12 protein-coding genes are annotated in these 11,724 nt (G+C 60.5%); 2 read left to right on the top strand and 10 right to left on the bottom strand.

The features are described from left to right. Positions 1-43: 43 nt before the first annotated feature. The 7 genes from AC1D3C_RS01090 to AC1D3C_RS01120 form a co-directional block, all read right to left on the bottom strand. Complete coding sequence (locus AC1D3C_RS01090) at positions 44-1,039, bottom strand: Gfo/Idh/MocA family protein (protein WP_247135226.1); 996 nt, start codon at positions 1,037-1,039, stop codon at positions 44-46. Then, the gene (locus AC1D3C_RS01095; protein ID WP_477481586.1) at positions 1,036-1,917 is read right to left on the bottom strand and encodes a sugar phosphate isomerase/epimerase family protein; all 882 of its coding nucleotides are present in this window, start codon (positions 1,915-1,917) and stop codon (positions 1,036-1,038) included. Before AC1D3C_RS01095 ends, AC1D3C_RS01090 begins: the two co-directional genes overlap by 4 nt. A gap of 120 nt (positions 1,918-2,037) precedes the next feature. Continuing rightward, on the bottom strand, positions 2,038-2,871 hold the full coding sequence (locus AC1D3C_RS01100; RefSeq protein WP_040125575.1) for a carbohydrate ABC transporter permease: 834 nt from the start codon (positions 2,869-2,871) through the stop codon (positions 2,038-2,040). After that, complete coding sequence (locus tag AC1D3C_RS01105; RefSeq protein ID WP_051900658.1) at positions 2,868-3,791, bottom strand: carbohydrate ABC transporter permease; 924 nt, start codon at positions 3,789-3,791, stop codon at positions 2,868-2,870. Before AC1D3C_RS01105 ends, AC1D3C_RS01100 begins: the two co-directional genes overlap by 4 nt. A gap of 67 nt (positions 3,792-3,858) precedes the next feature. Further along, positions 3,859-5,058, bottom strand: a complete 1,200-nt coding sequence (locus AC1D3C_RS01110) for an ABC transporter substrate-binding protein (protein ID WP_247031201.1) — start codon at positions 5,056-5,058, stop codon at positions 3,859-3,861. A 25-nt stretch (positions 5,059-5,083) separates the two neighbouring features. Next, the gene (locus AC1D3C_RS01115; RefSeq protein ID WP_051900660.1) at positions 5,084-6,067 is read right to left on the bottom strand and encodes an alpha/beta hydrolase; all 984 of its coding nucleotides are present in this window, start codon (positions 6,065-6,067) and stop codon (positions 5,084-5,086) included. Beyond that, the gene (locus tag AC1D3C_RS01120) at positions 6,064-6,741 is read right to left on the bottom strand and encodes a GntR family transcriptional regulator (RefSeq protein ID WP_040125577.1); all 678 of its coding nucleotides are present in this window, start codon (positions 6,739-6,741) and stop codon (positions 6,064-6,066) included. Before AC1D3C_RS01120 ends, AC1D3C_RS01115 begins: the two co-directional genes overlap by 4 nt. 100 nt (positions 6,742-6,841) lie before the next feature. Here AC1D3C_RS01120 and AC1D3C_RS01125 point away from each other — a divergent pair, with 100 nt between their 5' ends. Continuing rightward, on the top strand, positions 6,842-7,918 hold the full coding sequence (locus tag AC1D3C_RS01125; RefSeq protein WP_040125578.1) for an ABC transporter ATP-binding protein: 1,077 nt from the start codon (positions 6,842-6,844) through the stop codon (positions 7,916-7,918). A gap of 255 nt (positions 7,919-8,173) precedes the next feature. Here AC1D3C_RS01125 and AC1D3C_RS01130 read toward each other — a convergent pair whose 3' ends face one another. Further along, positions 8,174-8,644 (bottom strand): Hsp20 family protein, encoded by a 471-nt coding sequence (locus AC1D3C_RS01130; protein WP_040125579.1) that lies wholly within the window; start codon positions 8,642-8,644, stop codon positions 8,174-8,176. Positions 8,645-8,848: 204 nt separating this feature from the next. Then, on the bottom strand, positions 8,849-10,021 hold the full coding sequence (pobA, locus tag AC1D3C_RS01135) for a 4-hydroxybenzoate 3-monooxygenase (RefSeq protein WP_040125580.1): 1,173 nt from the start codon (positions 10,019-10,021) through the stop codon (positions 8,849-8,851). Between the two features lie 116 nt (positions 10,022-10,137). Between pobA and AC1D3C_RS01140 the strand changes: the two genes are divergently transcribed. Beyond that, complete coding sequence (locus AC1D3C_RS01140; protein ID WP_040125581.1) at positions 10,138-11,034, top strand: helix-turn-helix domain-containing protein; 897 nt, start codon at positions 10,138-10,140, stop codon at positions 11,032-11,034. A 106-nt stretch (positions 11,035-11,140) separates the two neighbouring features. Here AC1D3C_RS01140 and AC1D3C_RS01145 read toward each other — a convergent pair whose 3' ends face one another. Continuing rightward, positions 11,141-11,683 carry a Pycsar system effector family protein gene (locus AC1D3C_RS01145; protein ID WP_040125582.1) on the bottom strand — a complete coding sequence of 181 codons (543 nt, stop codon included), beginning with the start codon at positions 11,681-11,683 and terminating at the stop codon, positions 11,141-11,143. Positions 11,684-11,724 lie beyond the last annotated feature (41 nt).

The following is an 11,724-nucleotide window of genomic DNA, read 5'->3' on the forward strand; positions in this document are numbered from 1 at the left end:
TAAGGAGACGGCAACGTGCTGATGACAGGTGCGTCAGGTCAGATCAAAGTGCCAGTTCGCGCCGCATCGTTTCCAGCCGCTCCATGGCGATGACGCCTTCGGCGATCGTCGGGGCGGGCGTCGAAGCTCCCCCCAGGGCCGGGACGACGTCGGCCAGCAATGCGTGATATCCTTTCGGGTCCTCGTTGGCGGCTGCGGTAAAGTTCGGCTTCCAGGTCAGCGTATCGCAATCCTCCTTCAGCGTCGCGCCGAGGTCGTCGATCTTGAAGGGCGGGTTGCGGTGCCAGCGGATCTCGATCACGTCGTCCACCTCGATGCGCTGATGGTCGCCCATCAGCTCGATCCGCTCGACCGGAGTGCCCCGCGACTGGACTGTACCCATGGCGATATTGCCGATCGCGCCGCATTCGAATTCGAAAGCCACATGGAAAAGCAGGCGTCCCGGGGTCTTTTCGACCTTGCGGGTGGAGATCGAACGAACCGGTGAAACCAGGAAGGACACAAGGTCCATGTAGTGGACGCAGTGGTGCAGGAAGAAGCCGGTGTAATCGACGTTGCCGACGAAATAGCCGGGGGCTGTCATGTAGTAGCCGGTCAGGCCCAGCACGTCCCCGAAGCGTCCGGATTTCACGATGTTCGCCGCCATGCGGTTGCCGATCGAATATCGCTTCATGAACCCGATGAGCAGCGGCTTCTTTGCCTTTTCCGAGGCGGCCAGAAGCTCCCGCGCACCGGCGGCAGAACCCGATGGCGGTTTTTCCATGAAAACCGACAGGCCCCGTTCGAGCGCCGCCTTGCCGAAGGCAAGATGCTGATCCGGCCCGACGGCCATTCCGACCGCATCGATTCCGGGTGTCGAAAGCAACGTCTGGGCATCCGTCGTCAGATTGGCGACGCCGAATTGCCGGCCGGCATCCTTCAGACGCTTGCCGTCGATATCGCACATCGCCACGAGCTCGACATCATGGCGCACGAGCTGGGGAAGCAGCATCTGGGTTGCGTGGATACCACAACCGATCCAACCGATTTTCAAAGTCATCGACGATATTCCGTAAGCAGGAGATGGGATTTCATGAATGCGCTGGAGGCTGCGAGGCGATTGCTTTCGTCCTCGTGCGGCGGGCGCCACTGGGCAAACGGCACCCCGAAACGGTCGTCACTGCGCCGGAACGGCTCGAGCGATACCGGCCCCTTGTAACCGACCTCGTGAAGGGCGCGGCAGACTTCGACCCAGTTGGTCATTCCCGTTCCCGGGAAGCCGCGGTGGTTCTCATTGGCCTGGAAATGCACGAGACGGTCACCTGCAAGGAGGATCGCCTCGGCGATCGAGCTTTCTTCCATGTGCATGTGGAAGGTATCGAGCATCAGTTTGACGGCCGGGTTATCGACCGCGTCCAGCAATTCCATCGCCTGCTGCGTCGTGCAAAGCACATCGCTTTCGAAACGGTTCAGCGGTTCGACGGCCAACAGCACGCCGGCCTTGCCCGCATAATCACCAGCCTCTTTCAGACCCCTGACGCAGCGTTCCTTCCGGGCCAGCCTTTCGGTTTCGTCGACCGGCTGCGGGGGGCGTCCGGCGAAAACCAGCGGATTTCCGGTCAGCGGGCCTCCGACGATCTTCGCGCCCAGGCCGGCGGCGCAATCGACCGTGTATTTCAGGTAGTCGATACCGGCGCGATGGGCCTCGGCATCCGCCGATGCGAGATTGCGCTGCAGGTTGACGCGGGCGGCGAGCACCACGCCGAGGCCGGCATCGTCGAGCGCCCTTTTTGTTTCCCCGATGTCGAGTTCGCCGATCTCCGGAACCAGAAGCTCCACAAAATCAAAACCGTGCTCACGCATCTTCTCAAACAGCGGGAAATGCTCGGCCGTAAAAGGCCTCGCATATTGCATGGAAATCAACCCGATGGGGTTCATTGTCATTTCCTTTTCAAATTCCTCGATAGTTCTGTTGTTCTTTCTGGCGAATGTTTGCTTCCCTCATCTCTGTGACGAGCACAGGAATGAGGGCAGAACTCTTTCAGCGCCGGCCATTTCTCACCCTTTCACCGCACCCTGGGTCAGGCCGCCGACGAGGCGGCGCTGAACGAGAAGGAACAGGATGGTTGCAGGCATGGCGCCGACGACGGCGCCGGCCGCCAGCAGGCCCCATTCGATCTGGTACTCGCCGATCAACGTCTGGATCGCCACCGTGACCGGCCGTACGTTTCGCCCGCCCAGCGTCAGGGCGTAGAGATATTCGTTCCAGGCGGTGATGAAGATGTAGATGCCGGTGGAGATGATGCCCGGCATGGTCAGCGGCAGGACTATCTTGCGCAGTGCCGTCAGCCGCGAGCACCCATCCGTCATGGCTGCTTCGTCGAGGCTCTTCGGGATGGCGCCGATATAGCTCGTCAGCATCCACACCGCGAAGGGGATCGCCACCGTCGCATTGGCAAGGATCAAGCCGAAATGGGTGTCGAGAATGTTGAAGCGCCGCATCAGCACGAAGAGCGGCAGGATGAGCAGCACGATCGGGAACATGTTGATCAGCAGGAACTGCAGCATCAACAGCTTGCGGCCCGGGAAGCGGAACCGCGAGAAGGCATAGGCGGCCGTAACCGAGACGATCAGTCCGACGACGACCGTGCCGCCGGCGATGATCAGGCTGTCGAGCATGTTCTTGAGGAAGGACGTCTGCTCGACCAGCCGCACATAGTTGTCGAGGCTCCAGCCACGCGGCGAGAGCGATACACCGGTCGCAGAAAGCGCGGCGGTCGGCGTCAGCGACGTCAGGATCATCCAGGCGAACGGCGCCATGGCAAAGAGGACGATCACCAGGACGGGCAGGTCCGTTGTGAGGATCCGGCGAAGCGTGCTCTGCTGTCTCATCGTTCCACCTCGCGCATGGTGCGAGCGAGATAGAGGGCCACGAACGCGCCCAGAAGAATGGTGAAGGTGACGGCGATCGACGTGCCGTATCCGAAATCGAGATTCTGGCGCGCCTTGACGAAGGCGTAGAGCGGCAGCGTGTGCGTTGCATAACCCGGACCGCCGCCGGTCATGACGAAGATGACATCCATGGAATTGGCGACCCAGATCACCCGGAGCAGCCCGGCCGTTGCCAGCACCGGCGCGATCCCCGGCAAGGTGATATGCACGAATTGCCGCCATGTAGAAGCGCCGTCGATCGAGGCCGCCTCATACTGGCTGCGTGGAATGCCCTGCAGGCCGGCAAGGATCATCACCGCGAAGAAAGGAAAACCCTGCCAGGTCAGCGTCGCGATGATCGCGTAGATCGCGACACTCGGATCGGCCAGCCACGGCACGGCCGAGCGAACGATCGAAAGATAGATGAGGATGTCGTTGAGCACGCCGGTATTCGGGTCATAGATCCAGCGCCACATCAGCGCGATCACAACGCTCGGCAATGCCCAGGGAATGATGATGAGGGCGCGCGCAAGACCGCGCCAGGGAAATTCGCGGTTGAGAAGCAGCGCTGCGACAAGCCCCAACCCCATCTGCAGCGGCACGGTCAGCCCGATCCAGATGATCGTGTTCCAGAGCGCCGTCCAGAAGACCGGATCGTTGAACAGTTTTACGTAGTTTCCGAAACCGACGAACCTGCTGGCGTTCGGCCGAAACAGGATGAGATCGTAGAAGCTGGTGAACACCGCCTGCACCATCGGCATGAAGACGATGACGACGGTGACCACGACGGCGGGGGCAAGCAGCAGGTAGGGAAGCAGCCGCTCGGAACGCCATATCGACGTTGTGCGGCGCTGCGTGGGGGAAGAGATCGATAGGGACATGCTTATCCTGCCTGTGGACCGCGGCGGAGAAGGAGGTCCCGGCACATCACTGCCGGGACCGGAGATTTTACTGAGCAAACAGCGTCTGCAGCTGTTCCATCATTTTCTTCGCCGTGATCTGACCGGTCAGCGCCTGCTGCATGTTCGTCTGCCAGGCCGTGTTGACGAATTCCGAAACCGCCGAGGTCTGCGGCAGCACCTTTGCGAATGGCAAGGACTGGACCGTCGCTTCGACGAAACGGCGTTCATGGAGTTTCCAGTCGGCGGAACCACTCTTCGTGACCGTCAACTGACCCGTCGCGCTGTTGAAGGCAACGTTGTTCTGGCCCTCTGCGAGGAAGGAAATCCACTTCCAGGCCGCATCCTTCACCGAGGACGAAGAGAAGATCGCGAGCGACTCGTCGCCGTAGGAAGTCCACTGGCCATTGCCACATTTCGGAACCGGCACGGCCGAGACCTTGTCGCCGAGTGCGGCGACGAGATCCTTGGACGAACCGATATGGTGGATGGTCATCGCCGTCTTGCCGGACTTGAAGGCAGCGACGATTTCCTGGAAACCGTCATTCGGTGCGGACGGCGGAATGACCTTGTCCTTCTGGAAGAGATCCACCAGCCACTGGTTTGCGGCGATCGCCTCCGGCTTGGTCAAGCCGCCCGGCTTCAGCTCGGCGCCCTGGGAGAGCACGAACGCACCCCACTGGTCCCAGCCGCCCTTGCCGCCGCGCAAGCCGAAACCATAGGTCTGCGGCGCATTGGTCAGCTTGATGGCCGCGTTGCGGAATTCTTCACAGGTCTTCGGCGGCTGCAGGCCAGCTGCCTGGAAGAGGTCGGTTCGATAGTAGAGATAGAGGACGACATATTGGATCGGCAGATAATATTGCTTGCCGTCAGGACCCTTGTTCAGCTCGAGCAGGTTATCCAGAAGGTCTGCTTTGCCTTTCCAGCTGTCGATCTGCTTGCCGATCGGTTCCAGCGCGCCCATTTCGGCGAGCCGCGGCTGGGCGAAGAGCTTCACCATGGCCGCGTCAGGCGCGTTGCCACCGACCAGCGCGGTGTAGAGGTTGTCGTAGTAGCTGTTCCACGGCACGTTCTCGGCTTCGATCTTGATGCCGGGATTGGCTGTCTCGAATTTCTTGACCAGATCCGACATCGGGTTCGCCGGATTGTCGAAATGGTACCAGAAGCGGACTGTTTCCGCCTTGGCCTGGCTGAAAGCGGCCGAAGCCGCAAGAGCGGCCCCGAGCGCGAGTGTCTTCAGAAATTTCATAGTCTCCTCCTCCTGATTGTTTACGTCATGGACGTCTTGTTAGTCGCCTTGCTGCATTGCCCGCGGCCGCCAGAGCCTCCCTTGCGGCCGAAAGTTCGTTGGTGTTCTGCAGGAAACCGTGGATGACGCCCGGCACGATGTGCAACTCGTCATCACGGCCAAGAGCCTTGAGGCGCTGGCTCAGGCCCAATGTGTCGGAAAGCAGCGGATCCACGGCGGCCGCCATCAGATAAAGCGGCGGCAGCGCGGCCAGGGCCGCATCGGAAGCCACAAGAGGACAGGCGAGCGGATCCTCCTCGATCGCGCACTCGCCGGAATAGAACGACCAGTAGCGCTGCATCTTTCCGCGCGTCAGCGCGGGACCTTCGGAGAAGCGGACATAGGACGGCGACGTGAAGCTCCGTGCGTAACAGCCGTAGAAGAGCAGCGCTGCATCCGGCAATGCGCGGCCTTCCGCTTGCTCATGCAGCATCGCCGCAAGAGCAAGGTTCGCGCCCGCGGAGTCGCCCGAAATCAGCAACGGGCCGCGGCGGACGCCAGCATCGGCCGTCACTTCGAAAAAGTTGCGCAGGCTGGCAACGACGTCCTTGAGGCCTGCCGGATAGGGGCTTTCCGGCGCCAGGCGATAATCAGGCATGACCACCGGCAAGCCGCTTTCGAGTGCCAGGACCCGGGCGCAACGTTCGTGGGTTTCGGGCGAACAGAAGGCAAAACCGCCGCCGTGGACGAAAAGGATGGCGCCTGCCCCGCCGCCGGGAGGCACGAGCACCTTGAGGCGACAACGCGCGGAACCAAGGCCCGGGTCTTCCGCCACCATGACCTCGGTCACACTTTCCATCGCCGGCAGATTGACGTTGCAGCGGACATTGGCGGCAAGCGATTGCGCCCGACCTTCCGCAGGCGGCAGCATTGTGGGATCCGGTAATGGCCCCAGTTCGGCGAGAACCCGCTCCATGAGCGCCGCCATTTCGTCCGACAAGACACCCGACAATTCGACATCGTTGCTCACTGGATCACCTCCGGGAAGACTTCCGGTCCGAAGTCGACGATGGTCGCGATATGATGATGCATGGCGGCGGTGGCGCGCCTTACGTCGCCGTCCTCGATCGCGTCGATGATGCTGCGATGGCGCAGCGCCGTCGCCTCGAGATCCCGCGCCATCGGGCTGCGGGAAATCTTGAAGCGGTGATTATGCACCAGGCAGCGATGCAGGATCGGGTCGAGTGCCGGCAGATTGGCATCCTCGAAAATTCGGCGATGGAAGTCGCGGTCGAACGAAGCGAGTTCCAGTTCGTCTCCCGCTCCGGCCGCGACAAGCATCTTCTCAAGAAGGCCATTGAGCTCCCTGACCAGCGTCCGGCTCGGCGCACGCATCACGCGCGCCATGCCGCTGCCTTCGATCTGCTGGCGCAGCCGGAACATTTCGATCGCCTCGTCCTCGGTGCATTCCGAAACCTGCGTGCCCCGATGCCCCTGACGACGAACAAGTCCCTCCTCCTGGAGCTGAAGCAGCGCTTCACGCACCGTTCCCTGGCTGCACTGAAAATGCGCCGCCAACTCCAGTTCGGTCAGCCCGGTCCCCGGCGCCAGCGTTCCAAGCATGATGTCGCGTTTCAAGGCGTTGAAGGCGGCGCCTGCCTTGGGGGGTTTGGTCGATGTCGGTCGAGACGAAAAATACGCCATGTAGTCGATCCAGCCGGTTGCGCATTTCTAAACTTATCATTATTGATATTGATATCGATAATTGGCGTCAAGCGCCAAAGTCGTGTGGAGGAGGAAAAACGTGGCCGGCATTGCATTGAAGAAAATCCAGAAATCCTATGGTGCTCTGCGGGTCATCCACGACATCGATATCGAGATAGAAAGCGGCGAATTCCTGGTCCTCGTCGGCCCTTCCGGCTGCGGAAAATCGACCCTGCTGCGCATGATTGCCGGACTGGAGGAAATCTCCGGCGGTGAACTCGATATCGGAGGCCGGACTGTGAACCTGCTACCACCGGCCGAGCGTAACATCGCCATGGTGTTTCAGGACTACGCGCTCTATCCCCATATGAGCGTGCGGGAAAACATGTCTTTCGGCCTGAAGATGCGCGGCGGCGATCAGCCTGATATCGACAACCGCGTCAACCAGGCGGCGGACATCCTGAAGATCCAGGACTACCTCGATCGGCGCCCTGCGCAACTGTCTGGCGGACAACGCCAGCGCGTCGCGATGGGACGCGCGATTGTCCGCGAGCCCGCGGCATTTCTCTTCGACGAGCCTCTTTCCAACCTCGACGCCGCCCTGCGCGTGGAGATGCGCCTCGAAATTGCAAAGCTCCATCGCCGCATGAAGGCGACCACCGTTTACGTGACCCATGACCAGGTGGAGGCCATGACGCTTGCGGACCGCATCGTGGTGATGAACGGAGGCGTGGTCGAGCAGGTCGGCAAGCCGCTCGACCTCTATCACAAGCCGTCGAGCCTGTTCGTCGCCCGCTTCATCGGCAGTCCGACCATGAACACCATCCCGGCCAAGCTCTCCAGATCGGGAGGCGAGGCTCAAGTGCTTGGAAGAACCGTGAAGCTGGACGGGCTTGAATTGTCAGGCCATGGCGCCGAGGACATCGTCCTCGGGATAAGGCCGGAAGACCTGATGCAATGTCCGGCCGAACAGGCCTGGTTCAGCGGCGAATTGATGGTGGCCGAGAAGCTCGGCAGTCAGACCTATGGTTATATTGAGGTTGGGCACACGAGGATGCTGGCGGTAGAGTTTCCTCGAGACCAGGAGATGAGTGTGGGCGATGTCATGCATGTCCGAGGCAACACGTCTGCGCTGCATCTTTTCGACGCTGGAAGCGGTAAGCGCCTGAGCATGTGAGCCGGAATGATCCTTGATCCATGATGGGTTCGAGGATGATCGAAGCCGGATGCAGGGCCGGCCTGAGATGCCGGCCCCTTTTCTGCGTCGAAAAAGTCGCTTCAGGATCGTGCTGCCGGAGCCGCTGTTTCGGAACGGACCTTGTCCAGCAGCTTCGAGAACACGCTCTTTCGAGCATCCCTCGACTTGAGGCCTCGACGTTTTTTGATCTGAACCGTGAACGGCTTTGTCAGAAACTTCATCGAGACGTGCTCCTTAAGCCACCTGGCGCTCGGCCTCGATCTGAAGAGGCGCCTGCTGAAAGGAACTGTCTCCGATCGCAATCCTGCGCGGTTTCATGGCCTCGGGCACTTCGCGCTTCAGCGCGATCGAGAGAAGGCCGTTCGTCAACGAGGCGTTCTCGACCCTGACATGGTCGGCAAGCTCGAAGCGGCGTTCGAATGTCCGTCCGGCAATGCCGCGGTGCAGGTATTCACCGTCCTTCTCCTCGGCTTTCTGCCCTTTTACCACAAGAACGTTGCGCTCCTGGGTGATGTCAAGGTCGCCTTCGGCAAAACCCGCGACGGCCATCTGAATGCGATAGTCGTCTTCTCCGGTTTTGACGATGTCGTAGGGCGGCCAAGTATCGATAGCCTGCAGGCGCTGCGCATTGTTCAGGAGATTGAAGATGCGGTCGAAGCCGATGCTGGACCGGTAGAGTGGTGCGAAATCAAGTTCGTTTCTCATAGCCATATCCTCCGTAAAGCAACATGGAATGGAGACGCGTCGGAAACCTGCGCCTCCGGTTCGATCGGCCCCTTTTAGGCTGCCGACGAAAATGATCTGGTTTTGAGCGATTTTCGATTCAAGAGGGAATCCGAAAAAAATTTAAGCAGGCCCGCCACGAAAAACCAAAGCCTCTTGATTGCCGATTTCGTGGGGCGCGCGTCCTTAAAAAGGCAGGCCCACATAGTTCTCTGCAAGGGCCGTCGAGGCCGCCCGCGAATGCGTCAGATAGTCCAACTCGGCTTCCTGGATCCTCTGATCGAATTCGCCCGTATCGGGGAAACGATGCATCATCGTCGTCATCCACCAGGAGAAGCGCACTGCCTTCCAGACGCGGGCCAATGCTCTTTCGGAATAGGCGTCGATGCCGGCATCGGAATGGTCCAAATAATGCTCCCGCAGGCCGTCGAAGAGGTAATGCACGTCGCTTGCGGCAAGGTTCAGCCCCTTGGCTCCTGTCGGCGGCACGATATGGGCTGCGTCGCCGACGAGGAACAGGTTGCCGAACCGCATCGGCTCGGCAACGAACGAACGCAGCGGTGCGATCGACTTCTCGAAGGACGGCGCGGTGATCAGCGCTTCGGCGTGATGCACCGGCAAGCGGCGGCGAAGCTCGTCCCAGAACCGGTCGTCGCTCCAGTCCTCGATCTTCTCATCGAGCGCGCACTGGAGATAATAACGGCTGCGGGTCGCAGAGCGCATCGAACAGAGCGCGAAACCGCGTGGGTGATTGGCATAGATCAGTTCATGGTTGACCGGAGCGACCTCCGCTAGGATGCCGAGCCAGCCGAACGGATAGATCTTCTCGAAAACGCGGATTGCGCTTTTCGGCACGGCGTTGCGGCTGGGGCCGTGAGAACCATCGCAGCCGGCGATGAAATCGCAGTCGATGCGATGCGTGCTGCCGTCCTTTTCGTAGGTGACGAAGGGTAAGCGGGTGTCAAAATCATGGGGCGTGACATTGCCGGCTTCATAGATCGTCTGGGCTCCGCCTGCCTCGCGACGTTCCATCAGGTCGCGGGTCACTTCGGTCTGGCCATAGACCATGACGCGCTTGCCGCCGGTCAGCCCATGGAGATCGATCCGGTGGTCGCGCCCGTCGAAGGCGAGCGAAAAACCTTCGTGCGGCAGACCTTCGGCATGCAGCCGGGCACCGGCCCCGGCCTGGTCGATCAGCTCGACCGTGCCTTCCTCCAACACGCCGGCGCGGACGCGGCCGAGGATGTACTCCTTGCCGACACGATCGAGGATGATGTTGTCGACACCCGCTTCCGTCAGAAGCTGGCCGAGCAGGAGACCCGACGGTCCAGAGCCGATAATGGCGACCTGCGTTCTCATGCGTCTCCTCCCGAATGTTTTTGTTTTGGTAAATTGTGCTCGGCTTCCGCGTTGGCGGCAATGGACATTCAAGCCAAAAAATTGGACAAACCGAACATTGTGACCGGAGGCATCCGATGAACAGGCACATACCGACCTACCAGCTATATGGAGAGGATCCGGGCAAGCGGCATGATTTCTGGCTGCATTGCGAAACCATCAAGGCGAGAAGCAGCCGCCACCAATGGGAAATCCGCCTGCATCGGCATGAGTCATTCTTTCAGATACTGTACATCGAGGCGGGATCGGGCGACGCGACCTTCGACACCGAGACGCATGCCATCCGCCCGCCGTCGATCGTCACTGTTCCCCCTGCCCTCAACCATGGCTTCCGGTTCTCCCGCGATATCGAGGGGTTGGTCGTCACGATCCTGAGCTCTCATCTGGACCATCCGCCGGGGGAGCGCAGCCGCTTCGGCGAATGGCTCGCCACACCGCACCTCACCCCGCTCGACCCGTCGAACGCCGATGCTGCCTACGTGATGCAAACAGTGAAACGAATTGGCGAGGAATTCGACCACCGCAACAGCGGGCGCAATGAGCTTCTGGCTACCTATGTAAAGCTCGCGCTGAGGCTGACGGCGCGCATCTCTCGCGCCGACGACCTCAACCAGCTCCCGGCGAACGAAGGCGAACGGCGGATGGAGATGCTGGGCGGCCTGATCCGGCAGCACTTCCGCTCGCATAAGCCGATATCCTTTTACGCGGACGAACTCGGCATCTCGCTGACCCATCTCAACCGCATCGTCCGGTCGATGGCGGGCTGTACGGCGCACGATCTGATCGCCGCCAAGCTGATCGAGGAGTCGAAGCGCGAGCTCGTCTTCTCGCTCGCATCCGTACAGGAAGTCGGTCATCGCCTCGGCTTTGCCGATCCCGCCTATTTCTCGCGTTTTTTCCTGAAGCAGACCGGGGAGACACCGCGCGCCTGGCGCCTGCGAGAAATCCAGTCGCTACACGGGACTTCTTCCTGAAGAGCGCGAACTGCCGCGCGGCACAAAGCCTGGCCTCATCGTGGCGGCCGCAATCGGGGGCCGGAACCATCGGGCTTGCGCTCGGGGCAGGCTTGGACATCGTCCTTCAGGTGATCAGAAGAAGCAGGACGTATGAAACTACCGTGAAGAGCATCCCGCGGAATGCATAGGAGACACATCGGTACTTCTGCCGGGCGATGAGGGACAACACGTCGGCATTGTCCAGGTATTCCTTGAAAAGATAACCGACGTCGCTGCGCTGCGCCGCGTGCTCGAATATTGCCCGGTGCTGCGGCCATGTCCCCCAAAAAAGCGAGGTGGATTTCGCCACCCGCCGAGGCAACACAACGAGGATGGCTGAAAGAATTGAGGAAACTGACGCGATGGCGAGCAATGCGGAAACAACCACCGCAAGCCACGTGCCCCCGGTATACCGCGCCAAGGTGAAGACGCCGCGCCCCTCGCTCGAAGAGATCAAAAATGCCAGCATGAAGGTAAAAATATAGGCAGCCTTCTGATCGGATATTTTGATCTGGTCATAAAACACGTCGTTTATCTTACGGACGTGATTGAAATACTCTTCAGTGATCTCACCGGACGCCATCGGCATTTCGAGCATCTCGATCGGCGCGCTGTCGAAGTCGCTCAACTTGCTTTTCCTCAGTTCCGAACTGTTTCCCTGTTAATACA

The organism is Neorhizobium sp. P1_A6 (assembly GCF_056406795.1).